The following is a 23,047-nucleotide window of genomic DNA, read 5'->3' as shown; positions in this document are numbered from 1 at the left end:
TTTCATTTTATCGGGAAAACCCTCTAACAATCTTGATGAAGTACTCTCGGTATTTTTCACACGCAGTATTTGGTTTTATAAAATCACAAAAGCTATATAAAAACAAGTACGCTAAAAAATAATAGTACTTGTTTTATAATTGTAAAAGTCTTATATTAGAATTACTTTGCAATTTTGATAAATTTTAAATATGTTTTTATGGAGGAAGTTATGCATTTTACGGGAACTATTTGGAGGCCGCCTTATGAGGCCTCATCGTCTTTATTACAGGTTACAGCCGGCTGCACACATCATAAGTGCAAGTTCTGTTCTCTTTATTCGGATCTGCCCTTTAAATTCCGCCTTTCACCCGGCTATGAAATAGAAGCGGATTTAAAGGAGTTGAGTATTTACTATCCGCAAGGGAAGCGGATGTTTTTAACCGGTGCAAATCCCTTTGCCCTATCGGTAGAAAAACTCAAAGCTCTTGCGGACAAGATTCATAGATACCTGCCCATGATTAAAACGATAGGCTGTTTTTCACGGGTAACGGATATAAGCCCGAAAAGTTTGGATGAGCTTCGAGAGCTTAAAGAATTAGGTTATGATGAAATTATTATCGGAACCGAAACCGGTGATGACGAAACTCTTTTATTTATGCGCAAGGGCTACAAGGCTCAAGATATAGTTTATGAATTGAATAAATTGGATGAAGCAGGAATAAGCTATCATATTTCATATTTGAACGGGCTTTCCGGAGAAGGAAACGGAAACCGTGCTGCCTTAAATACGGCTGCAATTTATAACCGAATAAAGCCGATAAGTATAAGTATCGTTGCTCTTACCGTATTCCCCGAATCGGAACTTTATGATGAAATACAAAAAGGTCTTTTTATTGAAACTTCTGAAATAGAAAAATTAAAAGAACAAAAAACCTTAATCGAAAATCTAAATATCGAAACCATGATTTATGCGAACACGGTTTCAAATACGGCTCCTATCTCAGGCAAACTTCCTCACGACAGGGACAAGATGTTGAAGCACTTGCAGTATGCTATAGATACAATCGATGAGAAAATGCTGAAACATTACAGGAACGGAATAGTACATTTGTGATGAGGTTTGACAAGATTCAATTAGGAATGAAGAAGTAAAGTTTTTTGCTTTAACTTCTCCACACCTAATTATTTCAGTACACCCACTTTTCCGTGGCTGTAGATTTATCGATCATACTTCTGTACAAATCCGATTTTTGTAAAAGCTCCGAGTGTTTGCCTTCGGCTTCAATTTTACCTTCGTTCATCACGATGATCTTATCGGCATTTTCAACCGATTTTAATCTGTGTGAAATGATGATGACGGTTTTATTCTTTATGAGCGTATTTAAACTCTCTTGAATCTTCATCTCATTTTCGACATCTAGGGATGCGCTGATTTCATCCAAAATAATTATCGGGGCATTTTTTAAAAATGCACGGGCGATTGAAAGACGCTGGCGTTCTCCGCCTGAAAGACGGCTGCCGTTTTCTCCGACAAAGGTATTCCAGCTTTCCGGCAAGGCTTCGATAAAGTCCGTACAGTTTGCAAGGCGGGCTGCTTCCTTTACTTCTTCGTCGCTTGCATTTTTATTCCCGACGCGGATGTTTTCCATAATCGATGTGTTAAATAAACCGACATCTTGGAATACAATCGAAATTTTTTCGAAAAGACTGTCGGTGTCAATTTTTGCAATGTCTTTTCCGTCGATAAGAATTTGTCCCTTGTTGTAATCGTATAGGCGGGAGGCTAAGCGGAGCACCGTTGTTTTTCCGCAGCCTGAAGGGCCGACAAGGGCCGTAACTTGATTTTGTTCTGCTGTAAAAGAAATACCGTCAATAATTTTTTGTCCATCATTATACGAAAATTCTACATCCTTAAATTCAATTCCGTATTTTTGTAAGTTTGCAGGAGTTCCTTCTTGAACTTCAGTTTCTCTAAGTTCATTGATACGCTTAACTCGCGAATCAATGTACATAAGTTCTGCAAGGTTTGCTTCAACAGCTGCAACCGCATCAACGACACGGGCTGCTGCAATAATATAACCTATAAAGTAAAGAAGAGATGCTGTACCGGCCAAGTACATTTTTAATCCGAAGAAGACTGTTACGCCTATAGAAAATTTCAATGCGGCCATGGCGATATTAAGCGGAATTGCTTGATGTGCCTCGACGGAAAGATGAAGTCTTTCGGCTTCATCAACATTGCGGTTTAGTTTTTCTGCAACTGTATCTGTGCGGCCGTAGCTTTTAATTTCTTGCTGAAGCTCAATTGCTTCTTGAAAAAATTCGGAACGCTGTCTTTGCTTGTGAAAGTCCCGTGTGGTTTCGCGTATTTGAATCTTTTTTGATAAAACAAGTAAAATAAAACTAATGATAATGGGAATAAAGACGCAAAGTCCTAATGCCGGATGAGCCGCTATCATCATTATTCCTACAATTACAAGGTAAATAACAAGGCCTATAGTTTGAGGAATGGCATGACTTATTGCATGTTCTATTACCGCAACATCGGCCATAACAGTTTGAGATAAATCCGATATGTCATGTTTGGAAAAATATGCAAGAGGTAAGGCTCTAAGTCTGTTTGCAATTTCGACTCTTAATTCTTTGCATTCTTTAAATGTGACGGTATAAAGAGTATTGTAATTTATACGTAAAAAAATATGCATTACAACAGCAATTGCTGCTATAAACCCTGCATAAAACCAAGCACCTTTTAATGAGCCTTCAAAGTATCCTTGTAAAAAAAACATAGTTAAAAATACGGGCAAGATATATACAATATTTGAAATAACTGACCATATCGATGCCGTAACCAAATCCCGAGCTCCTTGCTCGGTAACTGCAAATAATTTTTGTAATCTTTTTATCATTCTTAAACTCTCCAATTTTAGGGGAGGGAAGACACTTTTTCGGATAAAAGTTTTCTTCACCTCGAAACTTCGTTGGTTGTACCTCCCCTATGACCCCTCCTATCTTCAAAAGAACCGCTTAGGGGCGCGGCCCCTAAGAACCCCGGCTTTTATCGCTAGGTTTAGGTGTATTTTTAAGTTGAAGTAATCAGTAATGTTTTTCCCGAATACTTCAACGTCCGATTTAATAATTGCAAAGGTACATTTGTACTTTGTTTAATTCATAATTCCTTAACTGTTCACTCTTTTGAAAATAGGCGAGGTAAGTACAAGGAGTTAGGCAAAAATAAAGCGGAGACGTATTTTTATACGTTGAGCATTTAGTTTTGACGTGCGACGCAGTAATTGCCCGCATATTTTCAAAAGCGCCATTCGTTTGCCTTAGAATACAACTTCTGAAGCTGACAATATTTTCCGTCTTTTGTCATAAGCTCCTTGTCGCTGCCGCGTTCTATTATGTTTCCGTCTTCAACAACCAAGACCTCATCTACGTTTTTAATTGAACTTAAACGGTGAGCAATCATGATAACCGTTTTATTTTTCATAAGATTGGAAAAGGCTTGCTGAATTTCGTATTCATTTTCGGGATCGGCTGCGGCCGAGGCCTCGTCCAATATGATTATATCGGCATTTTTTAAAATAGCTCTTGCGATTGCAACCCGCTGAACTTCTCCGCCCGATAAATGAACGCCTTTTGAGCCGATTAAAGTATGTTCTCTATCTTTAAACTTATCCAATATGTCATCACATCGGGCAAGAGTCAAGGCCTTCATTACTTCTTCATCGCTTGCATTTTTATTTCCCATTTTAACATTTTCAAAAATGCTTGTCTTAAAAAGTTTAGAAGTTTGGAATACAAAGGCAATATTTTTCATCAGTGCATTTTTGGAATATGAAGCGATATTTTTTCCGCCGATTAAAATTTCTCCCTCATTGATTTTATAAAAACCCGAAATAAGTTTTGCAATTGTAGATTTTCCTCCGCCGGAAGAGCCGACAAGAGCATAGGTTTTATTCGGTTCAAGTTTAAAGCTGACATTGTTTAAAATCTTTTCTTCATTGTAACCGAATGAAACGTTTTTAAATTCGATGCCGAAGTTATCGAATTTTTCTTCGGTTCCGTGCTGAATGTTATCTTTACTCATTTCGGTAAAAAGATTTTCCAATTTATCTACGACGCTTTTAGCTTGAAAATTATACATACCGACATACATAACACGCATAAATGAACTAAATAAAATTCCTGTAAAGCAAATATAAAATATAATTTTTGTAATAATTATACTTCCGTCGGCACCATTATTCATATAATAAATTGCAACCGGTATTGTAAAAGTTGCAAATAAATTGAACAGTACTTGAAACATTACATAGGGTCTTCTACAGCTGAGCGTATATTTGTATGCTAAATCGGAATACTCTGTGATTGCTGTGTAAAACGCTTTAAATGATTCTACTGTGCTTTTAAAAATTTTTATAACCTGCATACCGCGAACATACTCAACCGCTTCGCCGTTCATTTTTTCCAAGGCTGCCTGATACTTTTGCATAAAGTGCCTGTCGCCCATCATAAACATCATCTGCACAGCTCCGATAACGGCAATAATCAATAGCAAGATGCCGAGTTTTATATCCACCATAAAAATGATGATGAACATCAAAATCGGAGTAAGAAAGGCTGCAACATTGTCGGGAATAAGGTGAGCGACAATCATGTGTGTTTCTTGTGCGTTGTCGTCGATGATTTTGCGGATTTTTCCCGAATTGTTTACATCGAAAAAAGCAAAGGATGCATTCATCAAATGTTTGATTGCTTCTTTACGTAAATTCGATTCGAGCCGGAATCCCAGCACGTGAGAAGCCCACAAGGAAGCAAAATACACAACGGAATATCCTAACATCAGTGCAACAATTACAGTTGCGTAAAATGAACCGTCCGTAACGCTTTTTGTTACCAAAAGAGCGTGTAAAAACTTCCATAAATACCAAAATGCTCCCATTTGGCAAGCAACGCCCAAGGCGGAGCAAACAATGGAAATATACACGCAGTGCATTTTTTCAGGCGTGTATTTAAACAATCTTTTATATGTGTCCATAAAAATCTAAAACCTCCTATTGTTTAATTTATATTTCATTTAATTAATTTCCCCATCTTTCAAATAATTAAAGACCTCTTCGGCTTTTTCTTTTGTAAATTCCGAATGAGAAATCACAGCTCCTTTTTCCATTAAAATTATTTCATCGGTAACAAGACTTAAAAATTCAAAGTCGTGACTGATAATTAAAATAAGTGTTTCGGGCGAGCGTATCGAGTTAATTAGTTTTGCAGTCTCTTTCATGTGAAAGTAATCCATACCCGAAGTCGGTTCATCCATTATGATGATTCGCGAGTTTGAACTGACGGCAGCTCCGATTGAAACTCTTTGTTTTTGTCCTCCCGATAAACTTAATGGATGCTTATCTTTTAAATTCGTTAAATTTATCGACTTTAAAATTGTTTCAACACTCGGAGTGCGGTTTTCCGTATTTTCGATTGCGGCGTTTTGTTCTCGTTTAATCGTTTTGTTTTTTCCTAAAGCTATTTCATCTTCAACGCTTTCGGTAAAAAGCTGATAACCTACATCCTGCAATACCATGTACGAAAGAGCAAGCCTCTGTTTTGCCGTTATTTTTTTTTCATTCAGCAAAACGGAATCTTTTTTTGCCTTGAGTAAACCTGTAAGACATTTAGCAAAAGTGCTTTTACCTTGCCCGTTTTTTCCGGTAAGGGCTATCACCTTGCCGAATCCCATTTTTAAGTTTTTCACACGGAGAAAATCATCTTTTTCTTTTTTAAAACGGTAGCATAAATTTTCTACGGTCATAAAGTTTGATGATTGTGACTGTATATCATCCGAATCTTCTAAACGATTAAAAACATTTTTATCCATCATTATGGGGCGAAGTAATAGTTCTTTTCTATTTTGTTCCGAAAGAGAAATGAATTCTTTTTGCGAAAATTCTTTTTCAATTTTGCCTTCTTTTATTAAAAAAGCCCTATCTATAAGGTTTTTTAAAAAATACAGACGGTGTTCACTTATGATTAAAGTTTTTCCCGATTTTTTTAAAAGGTTAAGAACTTCAGTTATTTTTTCTATATAGTATAAATCCAAATTGGAAGTAGGTTCATCCAGAACAATAATATCCGTATCGGCAGCGAGGGCAGATGCTATAGCGATCATCTGCTTTTCTCCGCCGGAGAGATTAAAAATATTCCGATCGAGAAGATGTTTGATATTTAAAAATTCCGAAATAAATGTCAGCCTTTCATGCATATCCTCAAAAGGTGTTCCCATATTTTCAAGGAAGAAAAGAATTTCGGAAGTAGTATCCAAATTAAAAAACTGAGATTTCGGATTTTGAAAAACGGTAGAAACTTTTTTTGAAATCTCGTAAATAGGTTTTCCCTGTATCGGTTCTCCTGAAACTTCAAGGGAACCTAAAAGTTTTCCTTCGTAATAGTTTGGAATTAAACCGTTTATTGTACGCAGTAAACTGGTTTTTCCGCAGCCGGAAATTCCTGTAAGCAGAATGCATTCTCCCTTTTTGACCGAAATTGAAATATCATTTATGGCAGATAAATTTTTCGTGTTTGATTGATCCGTATTTTCCGAAGAATGATAATTAAAACAAAGGTTTTGAAGATTGACGGCTGTTTCCATTATGCATGTATCCTTGTTAGGGCTGCAGCGATAAACACTGCGATGATATAAATAAAAATCACAACATCGGCGCCTGTAAAACGGGAAGTCTTATAGCGGATTTTTTTAGAAGGAGCATCTACTCCCTTTGTATGTCCTGCTGCAGCAAGTTCATCTCCGATTCTTGAAGCGGATGATAGAAGGGGAACCATCACATATTCAAGCGTTAAAAAAGGTTTAGTGATTACGTTTACCGCGTTAAGTCCGATGCCGCGCATCTTCATTGCATTTTTAATATTTCCATATTCTTCTTTTAATGTAGGAAAAAAACGGAACATAACCGCTACGATTATGACTATTGAGTAAGGCAGTTTTAATTTTTCGAGGGCATTCATTAAAAGTCCTACAGGAGTTGAGGCAATGAGATAATTTCCTGCGACAATAGGCATCATAAAACGGCGTACCATAAAACCGACCGGCAATACGACGGTTGTAACACCGGGAAGATTTTGAGGTAAATAGGTAAGAGCTGCAAGAAATAAAAAAACTGCCATCAATTTTATTGCAGACTTAACTTGCCCGTTCATCAAGAATAAAAAGGCCAAAAGGGCAGCGCTTAAAATTTCTAAATATATAGGAACAAGAATTGTTATCGAGGCTCCCATTGCCAAAACCAAAAATATTTTTGTCCGCGGATCAAGAACCAAGAATGCGTCTTTTTTCATCAAAACCTCCTTTACCATAATTCCGAATTAGATTCCGCCATGGATGGCGGTGGTTTAAGCAGTAACGAGTTTTGCATAATGCAAAACTCGTTGTAAAAGAATTGACACGGATGTCAATTCTTTTACAGAAGCCCTGCCTTTTCAAAGTGCTTCTTTAAAACTTTTTTACCTAAAAGTCCGCCGAGGATTCCTCCTGCAAAAGCAGTAACATAGAGTATGGGCATAATCCACCACGGGAGACTTGTTAATTCTCTTGCATATTCGGTGCTCATCATTTTTTCGGTGAGGGCAAAGTATTGATCTTTTAAAAGGAAGATTTGCCAAAACGCACCGCAGAGCCACAGCGACATTATAGAATATCCTACGATGCTTCCCTTTGCTGTGTTATAGCCGAGTATCTTTCGTACGATTTCTGCAAGGACTGCGACGATTAGACTGTGAATTGCAACTACCGGTGTGTGTCCCATAAGAGTCATAAGACAGCCGGGAATTGCTGCAAATATAAAAAGACCTAAAGGTTTTTGTACCTTTGCAAGCAAAAACATTACAGCAATTCCTAAAATTAAGCTTACTGTAAAAGGGAAGGTCAAATAGGTTATAACCAAAAAACCTAAGGGCGTACCGATTACAAAAAGTCCGACAAAATAAATAACGGAAAAAATACCGATATTTATAAGATCCTTTAAAGCCAATTTGTTGTTCATAAACAACCTCCAAAAAAATTAAATGAGCAATTTATCAAAATTGCGAATATAATTTTTACGCACTTTCGTAATGCAATGAGAAAGTGCATATAATAATATGACGTTTTGCGCTTTTGCGCAAAACTCAAGTTGAAGCTGAAGACGCTATTTGTGTCTGAAGCTTCAACGCCCCTCCAAAAAAATTAAATGAGCAATTCTTCAGAATTGCGAATATAATTTTTACGCACTTTCGTAATGCAATGAGAAAGTGCATATAATAATATGACGTTTTGCGCTTTTGCGCAAAACTCAAGTTGAAGCTGAAGACGCTATTTGTGTCTGAAGCTTCAACGCCCCTCCAAAAAAATTGTAAATTATGAATTAACTTTTTCCATCCAATAATATTTCCATCCGGCACAGTGATAGGTGTTAAAATCCATTACATATTCTATAGCTTCTTTTTTTGTCAAGTCATGATAGAATATTTCTTTTAAATTATCGAAATGCGAAGAAGCCATGACATGAATAAAAAATTTTATTCTTTTTGTAATTTTTACTCCGTCATATTCCAACCAGCGTATGGTTTCTTTTTCCATCATTGCGGCGGCTTCATCAAAAATATATTCATAAGAACTTCCTTTTGCGCAGCAAATGAGAAGCTTCATCTCATCCCGGTTTTCGAAGAAAAAATCGATCATGTATAAAAAACGTTTGCGTGAATTTTCAACAATCACAGAGAGGTCGCTTGTCTTCATATTATATTTGCTGTCTGAAGGAGATGTATCTTTTTTTAAGGCTTTTAGCATCTCATCAAAAACTTCTCCGACAAGGGCTTTGAAGATTGCGTCTTTGTTTTTAAATAGGTTATAAATTGCTCCCGTTGTAAGACCTGCTTTATCGGCAATGGAACGGACTCCGGTTCCCATAAAACCCTTTTCAAGAAATTCTTCTTTGGCTGCTTTTAAAATTTTTGCAGCCGTATTTAGGTCTTCCTTATCTGCTAAAATTTTTTCTTTCATAAATCCATACAATGATAACAGTGATATTTTTTAATAACACTGTTATTAAAAAATGTAAAAATAAAAACAGTCATCACAGCAAAGAAAGCTGCTGAACTGTCATCGATGGGTAACATTATACAAAAAAGAAAAAAATAGTCAACTATTGATAACTTTTTTTCGATAAATTTTTGAAAATATCTAAGGGAATTTTTATTAAAAGGCTCCTCCTTGTTTAATTCTTTTGTTTTGTGTACAATCAAGTAATTATATAGTTATGGAAGATAAGGAGAAATTTATGAGTCTTACAAAAGATATAGAAAGTTTGATTCCTCACCGAAAGCCTTTTTTGTTTGTGGATGAGATTATATCTGCCGATGAAAAGGGAAGCGTGAGCGAGCATGTTTTTACGCAAGAAGAATTCTTTTTTAAGGGACACTTTCCCGAATATCCTGTAGTGCCTGGGGTTATCCTTGTCGAAACAATGGCTCAAGCCGGAGGAGCAGCTTTGAGCTTTCAAAAGATTTTTGAAGAAGGCTCTTTATTCTTTTTGGCTACAGTCGATAAGGTTAAATTCCGCTCTCAGGTTAAGCCGGGCGATAAAGTTAGAATGGAAGTTACAAACTTGCGCATCTCTCCTCGAATGATTAAGCAGGCGGGTAAGGTCTATGTAGGTGATACCCTTGCCGCCGAAGCCGAATGGATGTGCCTTGTCGGCAAGGAGGCTTAAAGCCTATTTTGAAACATAGTCCCCTGCGAAGTCCATAACGCTTACGGCACCGTAGGGGGCCTTACCGCCGTCATTATAACCGATACCTACCTTTTTAAATTCTTTTTTGAGGATATTTATGCGGTGGCCTCGGTCCGGAACCCCGTCATCGATTAAAAGCTGTGCTACAATTTCTCTTCCTGTTTTAGGTCCGTATGCACAGTTTTCTCCGGCCGTTATAAGCCACTTACCGTAACGGTTCATTCGGTCGAAGGGAGAAGATCCGTCGCTTCCGTAATGGCCTGCCTGTCCTGTCTTAGCCTGGTCATCGGCAAGCCATTGGGCTGCAAGACTTAGACCCTTTTCAAGCGTTAAAGTTCCCATAGATTCTGTTTTCATTAAAACATTTATACATTCTTTTAAAGGAGCTGTTCCCTCATTTGTTAATATAGGAATTTCTCCGGGAGCCTTGTAAAGTTTTCCGTCAAAGTATTTAAGTCTGGGTTTAAGCTCCTCTTCTGCATATCTTTGAGGATTGCTTCTTACCCTGTTAAGTTCCATCAAAATTTCATTTACAATCGGAAGTATATTTTTTCCGTTTGTAGAAATTCCTGAGGCGGGAGCTTGCTGCACATTATTTTCTTTAAGTTGGGAAAAAAGACTTTCACAAGAGCCTAATAAAATAATAGCAATAAAAAGCCATATAATACGTAGTTTATTTTTCATAATCTTAACTCCATATAAATTAATTCCTAAATGAGATTGTAACATAAGTTTTGCCTTCATATCAATATGACTTGATAATTTTAGTCTTATCAATTATACTTTTTAATATGGAATACGTAAAATCGATTGCGGAATGCATCAAGGTTGTTGAAGTTGTAAATTATTTTGGAAACGATAGGTCTCTTATAAATTCTACCGAATATGATTCCCGTAAGGTTCGGCCTTGCGGTGTGGATGATAAAACGGGCTTAAAAAAAGGAGCTGCCTTTTTTGCCCTTCCGGGGATTCATACCGACGGAAAAAAATTTATAAATTCTGCAATCGAAAACGGAGCCGTTTGTGTTTTTTATGAGGGGGATTTAAAAGCCGCCGATGCTGCGGATAAGACGAGTGCTGCAGCCATAGAGAAGGCCAAGGATGTTTGCTTTGTTCAGGTGGATGATGTGCGCAAGGCCATGTCCAAGGTCTCTGCCTTTCTTTATGATGAACCTTCAAAAGCACTGGGTGTAATCGGTGTTACCGGAACCGAGGGCAAGAGCAGCACGGTTTCTTTTATCTTTCAGCTTTTAAACCTTTGCGGAAAAAAGGCCGGCTTTTTCTCTACAGTCGAATACTCCATAGACGGAAAGGTAATTCCTAATCCTGAACACCAGACCACTCCGGAATCGAATATTGTCCAGCTGCGGCTTGCTCAAATGAGGGATTCAGGCTGCGGTTACGCTGTGGTAGAGTCTTCCTCACACGGTCTTTCCCCGAGGACGGCCCGCCTTGAAGATGTGATCTTTGATGCAGGTGTTTTTATGAACGTAACTCAGGAGCACTTGGAATTCCACGGAACCATCGAGCAGTACCGCTATGACAAGGCCAATCTTTTTAGAGCCTTGGATAAAAATGAGGGTAAGGGTACGCCGATATTCGGGGTAGTAAACTATGAAGACCCCTCAGCTCCTTATTTTATGGAAGCAACTCAAAAAAATGTATATCCTTTCAGCACCGAGCCTAAAGACCTAAAAAAGATTGAAGAGTTCGGTGGTCTTTTTGCAAAGGATATTGAAGAGTCGTCAAACGGAATTAAATTTACCCTTTGCGATTTTTCTTCTAAAAAAGAATACGGGTGCGAGCTAAAACTTGCCGGAATCTTTAACGTAAAAAATATTTTGGCCTCTATCTTGGCAGTTCAAAAAATTACGGGACTCGATATCGAAGCCATAATCGAAAAGCTTTCTCTTGTAAAACCCGTAAAGGGCAGGATGATGCTCATAGATGAGGGGCAGGATTTTGAAGTACGCATAGACTATGCCCACACTCCTTCTTCCTTTATGACGATTTTTCCTTCGATAAAGAGTCGTATAGAAAAATCCGGCGGAAAGGTAATAAGCCTTTTCGGTTCCGGCGGAGAGCGTGATGTAAAGAAAAGACCTGAGCAGGGCAGGATAGCGGCCCTTTATTCCGATATCGTAATCCTTGCAGATGAAGACCCTCGCGGAGAAGATTCCGTTGAGCTTTTGGAAATGATAGCAGCAGGCTGTCCCGAAAAAAAACGGAACGAAGAACTCTTTATCATCCCCGACCGCACCTCAGCCATCAAAAAAGCCTTCAGCCTTGCCGTCAAAAACGATGCAGTCCTTCTACTGGGAAAGGGACATGAAAACTCCATCATCTTTAAGGGTAGAACCATGCCCTACGATGAAGAAACAACGGCAAGAGAATTGTTAAAGGCCTTGCTTGGAAAATAAGAGCCTAAGTTTATTTGAAAGATACATATAAGCCTCACTTAAAGTTTCTCGATCGTTATATATGAAAATTATCATAATTATAAAATTTTAGACTTGACATTTACCAAAAATTAAGCCAAAATATAAAACAAGGGTTTAAAATCCGGTTTTTATAGGTGCCCATAAGCTATATAATGTGGGACATTTGAAATGGAATAGTTATGTAAATTTTATGGAGAGAATATAGTTGGGTGTTTTTATAGGTATTGATTTAGGAACAACTTCCTTAAAAATTATAGGTATAAATGAGAGTGCGGATCATCTTTTTACTGAATCGATACCTAATGTAGTAATTACAAAAGGGAGATGCAAAGAACTGGATATGGCTGTATTATGGAATAGCGTTTGCACCTTAATAAAAGATACCATTTTAAAACACAACCTTCAATCTAGAAATATCTTAGCTGTGGGAATTTGTGGTCAAGGTGAAGGCCTTTTTGCTTTAGATGCAAATAAAAAGCCTTTTCAAAATGCTATTTTATGGAATGATAACAGAGCAGCTTCTTTGGTAAATTCATTAAATGAAGATATTAAAATTAGAGAAAAAATAAAAAATATAACGGGTTCTTTTCCGTTTTCCGGTGCGACCGGTGTTTTGCTTACTTATTTAAAAACAACCAATCCTAAAAATTATAAAAATATTCAGTATGTTTTATTTTGTAAAGATTATATTAGATTTTGTTTAACAGGAAAAATATATACTGATTATACGGATGCTTCTACTTCTTTATTAAATTTAAAAACAAAAAATTATTCAGAAGAATTATTTTCCTTATTGGGTATCTCGGATATTATCGATAAATTACCGGAGTTAAAATCACCTTTTGATTTAGGCGGAACAGTAAGTCGGGAAGCTGCAAAGTTAACCGGTTTGTTGGAAGGTACTCCTGTGTCTGTAGGTATGTTGGATCTTGTTTCCGCATTTATGGGTAACGGAGCAAAGAACATTAATGATGTGAGTATTACTCTCGGTACTACAAGTTCAGCAGGTATAATATTAAATAATGACACGTCTTTAAACACTCTTGCAGGCTTTGAAATGCACTACATCGATTCTAAACTAATAGAAGTAATGGCTACTATGAGTGGGGCCGGTAATTTAAACTGGATAAAAAAAATATTTTTTACCGACACAGGCTGTGAAACAAATATTGACGATAAAACCTTTTTTGAATACTTGGATAAAAATATTCCGCTAATTCCGCCCGGGGCTTTGGGTGTAATGTATTTGCCTTTTATAAGTCAAGGCGGAGAAAGAATGCCTTTTAACAATCCTAACGCCAGAGCAAGTTTTGTAGGCTTATCACAAAATGTATCTATCAGTGTGATGATTCGCTCTGTTATGGAAGGAGTTGGTTTTTCTATTTTGGACTGTCTAAAACATTTAAGCGATTGGGATAAAATTAGTCAAGACAATAAAATCTTTCTTTCAGGAGGAGGAGCTTCAAGTGCTGTGTGGCCTCAAATTATATCCGATATATTAGGAAAAAATATAATGGTTATAGACGGAAAAGCTTTTTCTGCAAGAGGGGCTGCATATTCGGCTTTATATTGTTATTATAAAACGGCCCCTGATAAAACAAACCTTGTAGATTTTTCTACTTTTAAACTTTTCAAACCAAATATAGAAAATCATAAATTATATGAAAAAATGTATAATTTATACTACAAATTAAGATTATCGCAGGCTGAAATGTGGGATGAACTCAAACAAATAAGAGATATAAGCAAAAGCTTAATTACGGAGAAAGAACAATGAAAATATTGATAACTGCCGAATTAACGGAGCATGTAGTTAAAGAGCTTTCAACCTTAGGAACTGTAACAAAAGATGGATGGCAGACCGAGTTTAGAGTTTTTAATGAAGATGAAATGCAAAAAATAGTTGCCGGTTATGATATAATAATTACCAGTTATGATGAAATAACAAAAAAAGTTATAGATTCAGCCGATAAAACAAAAAATATAATTTGTACCAGAGCATCTCCTGTTAATGTGGATATTGCCTATGCAAATGCAAAAGGTATAAAAGTATCTTTTACCCCCGGAAGAAATTCCGATAGTGCAGCGGAGTATACAATTGCACTTATGATGACTATAGGCAGAAAAATTGCTCAGTCATATACTGCTTTAAAACGAGGCGAGTATACGAAAAAATCACAATCTGAAAAAAAACTTAAAGATGGATTAAAAGAAGATGTAACATGGGCTCTTAGTGCCGACACACCTTATGTTATTTTTAAGGGCAACCAATTATGCGGTAATACTTTGGGTATAATAGGTTACGGTGATATTGGGCGGAGAGTTTCTAAAATTGCTAATGCTATGGGAATGAAGGTTTTGGCTTATGATAAATACAGTAAAGCGGCGGATGGAATTGCGGAATTTGTTGATTTTGATTATTTACTAAAGCACAGTGATTTTATAAGTGTACATGTTAAACCTTCACCGGAAAACAAGCATTTTATAAATGCTGATGCTTTCAAACTTATGAAAAAAACAGCATATATCGTGAATACAGCCAGAGGCTCTTTGATTGACGAAAAAGCCTTGATAGAAGCTTTAAGAAATAAGGAAATTGCAGGAGCTGCTTTGGATGTATTTGAATCGGAACCTATTTCTGAAAAACATCCGTTTATTACTGAGTTAGATAATGTTCTTATAACGCCGCACTTGGGCGGTGCTACTTATGAAGCAATACAAAATCATAGTAAAATGGTGTTGGAAGAAGTAAAAAATATTCTAGACAATAGAAAACTCAGTTATGAATATAAATTATAAGGAGAGCCTTATGGAAAATTTAATACAAGAAAATTGGGACTTTAACACAAAAGCGGTGCATATAGGCAGCGAACCTTGTCCTTTAACGGGAGCCTTGGTTCCGCCAATATATCAAACATCAACCTACACTTACAAGGATACGGAGGAAGCCGGTAAGATTTTTTCCGGAGAGATATTTGGCTACCTTTACGGAAGAGACCACAGTCCAACCCAAATTCAATTGGAAGAAAAAATTGCCGCATTGGAAGGCGGAGAAGCTTGTAAAACTTTTGCTTCCGGAATGGCTGCAATTGCTGCTACTACTGTCGGATTATTAAAAGCCGGAGACCATGTAATTTGTAGTGATGTTGTATATGGAGGCTCTTACGGGTTATTTGAAAAAATATTTAGCAGATACAGTGTCGAGACAACATTTATGGATACCTCTAATTTGGAAAATGTCGAAAAGCAAATTAAAAAGAATACGGTCCTATTATATTTAGAAACTCCTGCTAATCCGACTTTAAGGCTTACAGATATAGAGCAGGCGGCAAAAATATGCAAGGCTCACAATATAACCTTGGTTGTAGACAATACATTTATGACTCCTTATTTTCAAAGACCATTAGAGTTAGGTGCAGATATAGTTGTGCATTCCGGAACCAAATATATGGGAGGACACGGGGACTTGATCGCCGGAGCTGTAATCGGTAAAAAAGATTTTATAACGAAAGGATTGCATGAGCCTGTAACAAAACTAGGCGGTCTTATTTCTCCTTTTACCGCATTTTTAATGAAGCGGGGTATTCAAACTTTACCTTTAAGAATGGACAGGCATAATAAAAATGCTATGGCGGTTGCAGAATTTTTAGAGGGGCATAAGGCAATAGAAAAGGTTATATATCCTGGATTAAAATCTTTTCCGCAACGAGAGCTTGCTTTAAAACAAATGAAGGGTTTTGGCGGTTTAATTTCTTTGGAAGTAAAAGGCGGTATTGAAGCAGGAAGGGCTTTTTGTGATAACTTAAAGATGATTCATTTAGCGGTAAGTCTTGGTGATGTCGGCTCCTTGGTACAACATCCTGCCAGTATGACACATAAATCTGTACCTCGTGAAACTCGTATTAAAAATGGAATTACCGATGGTCTAATCAGGCTATCCTGCGGGATAGAAGCAGTGGAGGACATTATAAAAGATATTGATAATGCTCTTTCAAAAATATAAGTCGGAGGATTAAAAGGAATGCAATTTTTAGAAGAGAGAAAAGAACTTGTTGAATACGGGAAAAAAGTCTTGGACATAGGACTTACAAAGGGAACCGGCGGTAATCTTAGTTTACGCGTAAAAAAGGATTTAATGCTGATTACGCCAACCGGAATTCCCTATCATGATACAAGACCTGAAGACATTGTTTTAATGGATCTCAACGGAAATGTTATTGAAGGAACTAAAAAACCTTCAAGTGAACATGGCATGCACTCCATTCTTTACAAGAATAGAGATGATATAGATGCGGTTCTTCACACCCATACAACCTATGCAGCGGCGGTTTCCTGCATGAATATGGACTTGCCCGCAGTGCATTATTTGGTTGCGATGGGCGGAGGAAAAAATGTTAGATGCGCCAAATATGCAACATTTGGTACGCCGCAATTGGCAAAAAACGCTTTGGAAGCCATGGAAAATAGGTATGCCTGCCTTTTGGCTAACCACGGAATGTTAGTGGGGGCAAAAGATATGCCTAACGCTATAAACATTACCGAGGAAATAGAATTTTGCTGTGAGCTTTATATGCGAACTCTTGCCAGCGGTACACCGGTTATATTATCTGATGAAGAGATGGAAGCTATGCTTGGTAAATTCAAAACTTATGGACAGGTTTAGAATTACAATGTGGATATTATAAATATTTTTATGTTTATAATTTAGTAAATATTAAGAGGAGAAAAAAATGAAAAAAGGTAATTTTTGGGGATTAACACCACTTATTGTGTTTTTGCTGATTTACTGCAGTACAGGTATTATTTCAGGTAAATTTGATAACATGCCATTGTTAGTTGCTTTTATGATAACAGCCGGCGTATCACTATTCTTAAACAAGAAAGATGAAAAGTTAAGCATTGACAAGAAAATAGATATATTTTCTAAAGGAGCGGGAGAGCCTACTTTGATGATTATGGTAATCATCTTTATCTTAGCAGGTGCATTCTATTCGATAGCCAACGCTTGCGGTGCAGTACAATCAACCGTAAACTTAGGGCTTAGTCTACTGCCGCCTAATATGTTACTTACAGGCTTATTTCTTATTGGATGTGTACTTAGTTTTTCTATGGGAACTTCAATGGGAACAATTAGTGCTCTGTGTCCAATTGCTATTGGTTTGGCAGAAAATACAACGCTATCGTTGCCGTTGGTTTGCGGTGTTGTAGTAGGAGGAGCGATGTTTGGCGATAACTTGTCATTCATTTCTGATACAACAATTGCTGCAACAAGAACCCAAGAAGTTTCAATGAAAGATAAGTTTAAGGTAAACGTTTTAATCGTCTTACCTGCTGTTATCATAACCGCTATAATTTTATTTTTTATAAAAGTTGAAGTAACGGGATTAGAAAGTTTTGAGTATTCATTAGTAAATATAATTCCTTATGTTTCAATTATTGTATTGGCTTTGATAGGATTAAATGTATTTTTTGTACTGGGTGCAGGTGTACTAATCGGTCTCGTAATCGGATATGCAAATGGCAGCTTTACATTTATAGAATCCTTGGCTTATCTGCAGCGAGGTATGGGCTGGATGGAAGATGTTGCCATTATTGCTATTGTAGTGGGCGGTGTTGTTGCTTTGATGGAGCACTTCGGAGGTATAGAGTGGTTATTGTCATCAATGAAGGCGAAGATAAAATCTAAAAAAACTGCTGAGTTGGGTATTGCCGCGTTAGTGAGTTTATTGGATATAGCAACTACAAATAATACTATTTCAATAATCACCGCAGGACCAATTGCAAAAGATATTTCGGATGAGTTCGAAATTGACCGAAAAAGAACAGCCGGTTTATTGGATATATTCTCATCAGGCTTTCAAGGTTTAATTCCTTACGGCGGACAGCTTTTAGTTGCCGGAGCTTTTGCTAAAATTTCGCCGGTTTCAATAGTGCCTTATGCTTGGTATCCGATGCTGATATTGTTAATGGGAATAATTTCAATTATTACCGGCTTTCCAAAAATTAAAACTGTTAACAAATAAATTGAACTTTTGAGGGGTATAGTAATGAAAAGAAATGATGAAAACTTAGCATTTATGCTGCAATATGAAAATGTTGCATGGTATGATAATGGAAAAGTAAAAGTCCTTGATAGAAGAGTATACCCCTCTGAGGTCAGATTTGAAGTGTGCTGTACTTATCAAGAAGTTTCCAAGGCAATAAAAGATATGGTTACACAAAGTGCAGGTCCCTATACCCTTTGCGGTATGGGGATGGCTCTTGCCGCCTATCAATGTAAGGACTTGCCAAAAGAAAAACAGTTAAAATTTTTAGAAGAAGCAGCCTTTGTTATATCTCATTCCAGACCGACTACCATAAACAGAATGACCCTTATAACTCAAGGCTGCTTAGCGGAACAAAAAAAAGCTTTGGAAAACGGATGTTCTGCTATAGATGCGGCATTTAATAGGACAGTACAATCGCTTGAAAGAAGATACGGAACTATGCAAACCATTGCAGAGCATCTAGTAAGCCTATTTCCCAAAACAAAAACAACGGTAATGACCCAATGTTTTGGAGAAACTATAGTCGGATGCATGGCAAGAGAAATAAAAAAACGCGGACTTAGTGTTAAATTCTTCGTACCGGAAACTCGTCCATATTTACAAGGCTCAAGGCTTACTGCAAGTGTACTTTATGATATGGGCTTTGAGGTTAAGGTTATCACCGATAATATGCCTGCATGGGTAATGGAAAATAATGGAGTAGATATTTTTACTTCTGCCGCCGATACAATATGCATGGATGGAAGTATTGTAAATAAAATAGGTACTTTACAAATTGCAACCATTGCAAAAACTTATGGTGTACCATACTTTGTAACAGGTATTCCAGATGCAGACAAAAAAAATAGAAATGATGTAGTTATTGAAGAGCGTGATAAAAACGAAGTTTTATGTTTTAGAGGAATGCAGGTTACAATGGAAGGGGTTGATGCCTTTTATCCTGCCTTTGATATTACGCCTCCGCATTTAGTAAGTGCAATTGTTACCGATAAAGGAGTTTTTGCACCATACGATTTAAACCGCTATTTAAAACAAGGCGTAAGTGTTTTTTATTAATTGTGTTATAATTAAACTAGGGAGTAGCTATGTATGATAAACATTTTTTATTGGACACAAATACGGTAAAAGAATATGTAAAAGAAAAAGTAAACTTTTTCGATAAAGGCGAACCGCTGTTTTCCGAAGAAATCGGAGACGGCAATATAAATTTTGTTTTTAGAATAAAAAGCAAAAAAACGGGGAAATCCCTTATTATAAAACAGGCGGACATTTTACTCAGGTCTTCCGGTAGACCCTTGGATATAGGCAGAAATAAAATTGAACACAGCATTCTAAAAATACAGGGTAAGTTCTGCCCCGAGTATGTTCCCAAGATATATTTTTATGATGAAAAAATGGCAGTAATAGCTATGGAAGATGTGGGCGAATATAAAAATATGAGAATGGAACTTCTTGCCGGGAAAAGCTTTCCGCTCTTTGTCGATGATATAACTAATTTTATGGTAGAAACTTTAATTTATACTACGGATATGGTCGGCGACAATAAAACTAAAAAGAAAAGAATGGCTTTATTTGTTAACCCCGATCTTTGCGAAATTTCCGAAGACCTTGTATTTACCGAGCCTTATATAAATTATAAAAACAGAAACATTGTCTATACAGGTATGGAAGACTTTGTACAAGAAGAACTATACGAAGATAAGAACTTATTGCTTGAAGTTGCAAAATTAAAATATGCCTTCATGACAGAAACTCAAGCTCTTATTCACGGAGACTTACATTCAGGCTCGATTTTTATAAACGAAAAAGGCATGAAAGTAATTGACCCCGAATTTGCTTTTTACGGCCCGATAGGTTATGATGTCGGTAATGTAATAGCTCATTTAATTTTATCTTATACTTATCATTATGTAAATCATACACAAGTTGATGAAGAATTTTTTAGCTGGATTGAAAAGGCAATCAATAAAATTCTGCCTGTTTTTTTGGAAAAGTTTGACAACCGTTATACTGCACTTGTAGAGGAGCCTGCTTTTAAAAATCCTGACTTTAAAAATTGGTTTATACAAAAAATAAAGAAAAACTCTCTTGCTACAGCAGGTTTGGAAATAATTAGACGGACAGTAGGCGATACAAAGGTAAAAGAAATAGAATTTACAACGGATAAAGCCGCGAGAATAAAAATGGAAAAAGCATTAATAAAATTATCTAAGAAAATGATCTTAGGCGGGACAATTGTAAATATTACCGATGAATTGAAAAATCTGTTAATGTTAATGGACTAAATTATGACCAAATAACCAAAAAAGGTGACACCTTTTTCTTTTATTCTAAAGATGGAGAAGGCAATTTAGTCATAAAAAAATAAATATCAATATTGAAGCTGACATAATAACTATTTATACCAACTAACGCTTTATTGTTAAAAATCCTTCTTCATCATAAACAGTTCCAATCTCAATATTACTAATTCTTTTGTTTCTAACCTCAACCAAAGAACCTGCTATAAACTTCCTTGATATTAGGGGTTTCCAAAGGGATGCCCCCTTTGGCAGCGCGAGTGGACAGTATGTCCGCCTCGGTTTTTAATTAGCCTCTTGTAAATAGGCGGAGCAGATTCAAGCCACGAACAAAAAACGCCCGCAAGCTTATTTTATAAGAACTTTTAAATTTAGCTCAAATCTTTTGTTTCTAACCTCAACCAAAGAAGATGTCAAAAATTTGGTTAAATATACGGGTTCTTAGCGATTGCAAGCCGGCGTAGCAATCCCAGCCCTAAGCGGTTCTTTTGAAGATAGGAGGGGTTATAGGGGAGGTACAACCAACGAAGTTTCGAGGTGAAGAAACTTTTATCCGAAAAAGTGTCTTCCCTCCCCTAATTTACAAGAGTATAGACAAAAGCATAACATCCGAAGGCCTAATCCCCCTAATCCTGCTTGCTTGGCCTATGGTTTCGGGGCGGACTTCTTTTAGGCGGGTTCGGGATTCGGTAGAAAGGCCTGAGACGGCGTCATAGTCAAAATCGGGAGGAATCTTGGTGTTTTCCATACGCTTAACCTTGGCTATCTTCCTGTTTTGAACAGCTATGTAGTGCTCGTACCTTATTTCAAGCTCGGCCGATTCTAAAAGTTCTGCACTGTAAGTATGAGAGCTCTTATCTATTTCACTGATACATTCAAGGGACACTTGAGGGTCATGGAGAGCATCGGCAAGGCTCTTCCCTATATGGTTTTTAAGCTCAGGGTGCTCCGATGCAAGCTCCCTAGTAATTTTTATATCCTGCCAGCCGGAAATAATTTTTTCTCTCTGTAAAAGTTTTTCCTTTAGGCGGCCGGAAGCCTCCTTGGTTTGAAGGCCTATTTGGTAGGCCCTTTCTGTTAGCCTTTCATCGGCTGTGTCGTGCCTGAGGTTCAGCCTGTACTCCGCACGGGCGGTAAACATTCGGTAAGGTTCATCCACACCCTGGGTTACAAGGTCATCTATCATAACGCCTATATAGGCTTCATCCCTTTTGAGTACAAAGGGAACATATTTTTCATCCTTAAATTTTAGGGAGCGCGAAAAAAGGGCCGCGTTTATTCCGGCTATAATGCCCTGTCCTCCGGCCTCTTCATAGCCTGAGGTTCCGTTAATCTGCCCTGCCAAAAAAAGGCCTTCGATACGGCGGGTTTGAAGATCCGATGAAAGCTGAATGGGCGAAACATAGGCATAGTCTACGGCATAGGCAGGCCGTGTAATTATTACATCCTTAAAGCAGGGAATGGTTCTTATCATCCTGTCCTGAACATCTTCCGGGAGAGAAGAAGAAAGCCCGTTTATATAAAGCTCTTCCGTGTTTAAGCCCTCCGGTTCTATGTAGACATGATGGCGGTCCCTTTCGGGGAACTTTTTAATCTTATCTTCGATGGAAGGGCAGTAGCGGGCTCCTGTACCCGTTATTCGGCCTGAAAAAAGGGCTGCCCTGTGAAGGTTTTCCCTTATTATATCGTGGGTTTCGGTGTTTGTGTGGGTAATGTAACACTTTGCATAGGGCCTGTGTATTTCGGCATTTGCAAAAGAAAAGGGCCGCATAATCTCATCGGCCTCCTGCTCTTCCGTAAGGGAAGGGTCGAAGGATCGGCGGAGGATACGCATGGGTGTTCCCGTTTTAAGCCTTCCGACGGTAAAGCCTTTTTTTGCCAGGGCGGGGCCGAGGCCGAGGGCTGCCCGTTCTCCGAGCCTCCCGTCAGGGGATTCGTACTCGCCTATGTAGATCTTCCCTTCCATAAAGGTGCCTGTTGCAAGGACTACGGCCTTAGCTGAAAATTCCCGCCCTCTTTCCGTCTTTACATACTGAACGCTTCCCTTTTCTACATAGCCTGAAATGAGAGTATTTGAAGAAACTATGTCGATAACGGTGTCCTGGAAAACATGGAGGTTCTTTTCAAGCTCAATCGCGTGCTTTGCAAGTTGCGAATAAAGGAATTTATCGGCTTGAACTCGCGGAGCCTGTACTGCAGGGCCCCGGCTCTTGTTTAAAAGCCTGTACTGAATCATCGAGGCATCGGCGAGCTTTCCCATTTCGCCGCCAAGGGCGTCTATCTCGCGGACTATGTTCCCCTTGGAGATGCCGCCTATCGATGGATTGCATGAAAGGCGGCCTGCACTGTCAAGGGTCTGGGTAATGAGAAGGACTGCTTCCCCCATTCGGGCGGAAGCTAAGGCGGCTTCAATGCCTGCGTGTCCTGCTCCTACGACGATTACATCATAATCGGAAAATCTGTACATTTAACTCATCAATCTCTTAATTTATA

18 protein-coding genes are annotated in these 23,047 nt (G+C 37.7%); 10 read left to right on the top strand and 8 right to left on the bottom strand.

The window, feature by feature from the left end:
- Positions 1–210 precede the first annotated feature (210 nt).
- On the top strand, positions 211–1,095 hold the full coding sequence (locus E4O04_RS12705) for a radical SAM protein (RefSeq protein WP_253686876.1): 885 nt from the start codon (positions 211–213) through the stop codon (positions 1,093–1,095).
- A 73-nt stretch (positions 1,096–1,168) separates the two neighbouring features.
- On the opposite strand, the gene E4O04_RS12700 is transcribed toward E4O04_RS12705, so the two are convergent.
- The 6 genes from E4O04_RS12700 to E4O04_RS12675 all read right to left on the bottom strand — a co-directional run bounded on the left by E4O04_RS12700 (position 1,169) and on the right by E4O04_RS12675 (position 9,036).
- Positions 1,169–2,890 carry an ABC transporter ATP-binding protein gene (locus tag E4O04_RS12700; RefSeq protein WP_253686877.1) on the bottom strand — a complete coding sequence of 574 codons (1,722 nt, stop codon included), beginning with the start codon at positions 2,888–2,890 and terminating at the stop codon, positions 1,169–1,171.
- A 398-nt stretch (positions 2,891–3,288) separates the two neighbouring features.
- On the bottom strand, positions 3,289–5,025 hold the full coding sequence (locus tag E4O04_RS12695) for an ABC transporter ATP-binding protein (RefSeq protein ID WP_253708415.1): 1,737 nt from the start codon (positions 5,023–5,025) through the stop codon (positions 3,289–3,291).
- A 39-nt stretch (positions 5,026–5,064) separates the two neighbouring features.
- Positions 5,065–6,630 (bottom strand): ABC transporter ATP-binding protein, encoded by a 1,566-nt coding sequence (locus E4O04_RS12690; protein ID WP_253708413.1) that lies wholly within the window; start codon positions 6,628–6,630, stop codon positions 5,065–5,067.
- Positions 6,630–7,334, bottom strand: a complete 705-nt coding sequence (locus E4O04_RS12685) for an energy-coupling factor transporter transmembrane component T family protein (RefSeq protein ID WP_253708411.1) — start codon at positions 7,332–7,334, stop codon at positions 6,630–6,632. The genes E4O04_RS12690 and E4O04_RS12685 overlap by 1 nt, the downstream gene beginning before the upstream one ends.
- A 122-nt stretch (positions 7,335–7,456) precedes the next feature.
- On the bottom strand, positions 7,457–8,038 hold the full coding sequence (locus E4O04_RS12680) for an MptD family putative ECF transporter S component (RefSeq protein ID WP_253708409.1): 582 nt from the start codon (positions 8,036–8,038) through the stop codon (positions 7,457–7,459).
- 353 nt (positions 8,039–8,391) lie between these two features.
- Positions 8,392–9,036 carry a TetR/AcrR family transcriptional regulator gene (locus E4O04_RS12675; protein ID WP_253708408.1) on the bottom strand — a complete coding sequence of 215 codons (645 nt, stop codon included), beginning with the start codon at positions 9,034–9,036 and terminating at the stop codon, positions 8,392–8,394.
- Between the two features lie 277 nt (positions 9,037–9,313).
- Between E4O04_RS12675 and fabZ the strand changes: the two genes are divergently transcribed.
- Positions 9,314–9,745, top strand: coding sequence for a 3-hydroxyacyl-ACP dehydratase FabZ (gene fabZ / locus E4O04_RS12670; protein WP_253708406.1), 432 nt, complete (start codon positions 9,314–9,316; stop codon positions 9,743–9,745).
- A gap of 3 nt (positions 9,746–9,748) precedes the next feature.
- On the opposite strand, the gene E4O04_RS12665 is transcribed toward fabZ, so the two are convergent.
- Positions 9,749–10,450 (bottom strand): CAP domain-containing protein, encoded by a 702-nt coding sequence (locus E4O04_RS12665; RefSeq protein ID WP_253708404.1) that lies wholly within the window; start codon positions 10,448–10,450, stop codon positions 9,749–9,751.
- A 107-nt stretch (positions 10,451–10,557) separates the two neighbouring features.
- On the opposite strand from E4O04_RS12665, the gene E4O04_RS12660 reads away from it, so the two are divergent.
- The 8 genes from E4O04_RS12660 to mtnK all read left to right on the top strand — a co-directional run bounded on the left by E4O04_RS12660 (position 10,558) and on the right by mtnK (position 20,539).
- On the top strand, positions 10,558–12,186 hold the full coding sequence (locus tag E4O04_RS12660; RefSeq protein ID WP_253708402.1) for a UDP-N-acetylmuramoyl-L-alanyl-D-glutamate--2,6-diaminopimelate ligase: 1,629 nt from the start codon (positions 10,558–10,560) through the stop codon (positions 12,184–12,186).
- A 226-nt stretch (positions 12,187–12,412) separates the two neighbouring features.
- Positions 12,413–13,984, top strand: coding sequence for an FGGY-family carbohydrate kinase (locus E4O04_RS12655; RefSeq protein ID WP_253708400.1), 1,572 nt, complete (start codon positions 12,413–12,415; stop codon positions 13,982–13,984).
- Entirely contained in the window at positions 13,981–15,006 is a 1,026-nt protein-coding gene (locus tag E4O04_RS12650) for a 2-hydroxyacid dehydrogenase (protein WP_253686890.1), read from the top strand. Before E4O04_RS12655 ends, E4O04_RS12650 begins: the two co-directional genes overlap by 4 nt.
- Before the next feature lie 10 nt (positions 15,007–15,016).
- Positions 15,017–16,210: a trans-sulfuration enzyme family protein gene (locus E4O04_RS12645; RefSeq protein WP_253686891.1), complete on the top strand. Its 1,194-nt coding sequence runs from the start codon at positions 15,017–15,019 to the stop codon at positions 16,208–16,210.
- A gap of 18 nt (positions 16,211–16,228) precedes the next feature.
- Entirely contained in the window at positions 16,229–16,870 is a 642-nt protein-coding gene (locus tag E4O04_RS12640; protein WP_253686892.1) for an L-fuculose-phosphate aldolase, read from the top strand.
- Positions 16,871–16,937: 67 nt separating this feature from the next.
- Positions 16,938–18,230, top strand: a complete 1,293-nt coding sequence (locus E4O04_RS12635; protein ID WP_253686893.1) for a Na+/H+ antiporter NhaC family protein — start codon at positions 16,938–16,940, stop codon at positions 18,228–18,230.
- 24 nt (positions 18,231–18,254) lie between these two features.
- Complete coding sequence (locus tag E4O04_RS12630; RefSeq protein ID WP_253686894.1) at positions 18,255–19,310, top strand: S-methyl-5-thioribose-1-phosphate isomerase; 1,056 nt, start codon at positions 18,255–18,257, stop codon at positions 19,308–19,310.
- Positions 19,311–19,339: 29 nt separating this feature from the next.
- Entirely contained in the window at positions 19,340–20,539 is a 1,200-nt protein-coding gene (gene mtnK / locus E4O04_RS12625) for an S-methyl-5-thioribose kinase (protein WP_253686895.1), read from the top strand.
- A gap of 595 nt (positions 20,540–21,134) precedes the next feature.
- Here the strand turns inward: mtnK and mnmG are convergent.
- Positions 21,135–23,021, bottom strand: coding sequence for a tRNA uridine-5-carboxymethylaminomethyl(34) synthesis enzyme MnmG (gene mnmG, locus E4O04_RS12620; protein ID WP_253686896.1), 1,887 nt, complete (start codon positions 23,019–23,021; stop codon positions 21,135–21,137).
- Positions 23,022–23,047 lie beyond the last annotated feature (26 nt).

The sequence above is a fragment of the Treponema sp. OMZ 799 genome, from assembly GCF_024181365.1.
Taxonomy (GTDB): Bacteria; Spirochaetota; Spirochaetia; order Treponematales; family Treponemataceae; genus Treponema_B.
The sequence above is the reverse complement of the archived record's forward strand: the minus strand, read 5'-3'. Positions and strand labels throughout refer to the sequence as shown.

Coding starts and splice junctions, on each gene's coding strand:
- E4O04_RS12705 (WP_253686876.1), top strand. CDS start 211: ATGCATTTTACGGGAACTATTTGGAGGCCGCCTTATGAGGCCTCATCG.
- E4O04_RS12700 (WP_253686877.1), bottom strand. CDS start 2,890: ATGATAAAAAGATTACAAAAATTATTTGCAGTTACCGAGCAAGGAGCT.
- E4O04_RS12695 (WP_253708415.1), bottom strand. CDS start 5,025: ATGGACACATATAAAAGATTGTTTAAATACACGCCTGAAAAAATGCAC.
- E4O04_RS12690 (WP_253708413.1), bottom strand. CDS start 6,630: ATGGAAACAGCCGTCAATCTTCAAAACCTTTGTTTTAATTATCATTCT.
- E4O04_RS12685 (WP_253708411.1), bottom strand. CDS start 7,334: ATGAAAAAAGACGCATTCTTGGTTCTTGATCCGCGGACAAAAATATTT.
- E4O04_RS12680 (WP_253708409.1), bottom strand. CDS start 8,038: ATGAACAACAAATTGGCTTTAAAGGATCTTATAAATATCGGTATTTTT.
- E4O04_RS12675 (WP_253708408.1), bottom strand. CDS start 9,036: ATGAAAGAAAAAATTTTAGCAGATAAGGAAGACCTAAATACGGCTGCA.
- fabZ (WP_253708406.1), top strand. CDS start 9,314: ATGAGTCTTACAAAAGATATAGAAAGTTTGATTCCTCACCGAAAGCCT.
- E4O04_RS12665 (WP_253708404.1), bottom strand. CDS start 10,450: ATGAAAAATAAACTACGTATTATATGGCTTTTTATTGCTATTATTTTA.
- E4O04_RS12660 (WP_253708402.1), top strand. CDS start 10,558: ATGGAATACGTAAAATCGATTGCGGAATGCATCAAGGTTGTTGAAGTT.
- E4O04_RS12650 (WP_253686890.1), top strand. CDS start 13,981: ATGAAAATATTGATAACTGCCGAATTAACGGAGCATGTAGTTAAAGAG.
- E4O04_RS12645 (WP_253686891.1), top strand. CDS start 15,017: ATGGAAAATTTAATACAAGAAAATTGGGACTTTAACACAAAAGCGGTG.
- E4O04_RS12640 (WP_253686892.1), top strand. CDS start 16,229: ATGCAATTTTTAGAAGAGAGAAAAGAACTTGTTGAATACGGGAAAAAA.
- E4O04_RS12635 (WP_253686893.1), top strand. CDS start 16,938: ATGAAAAAAGGTAATTTTTGGGGATTAACACCACTTATTGTGTTTTTG.
- E4O04_RS12630 (WP_253686894.1), top strand. CDS start 18,255: ATGAAAAGAAATGATGAAAACTTAGCATTTATGCTGCAATATGAAAAT.
- mtnK (WP_253686895.1), top strand. CDS start 19,340: ATGTATGATAAACATTTTTTATTGGACACAAATACGGTAAAAGAATAT.
- mnmG (WP_253686896.1), bottom strand. CDS start 23,021: ATGTACAGATTTTCCGATTATGATGTAATCGTCGTAGGAGCAGGACAC.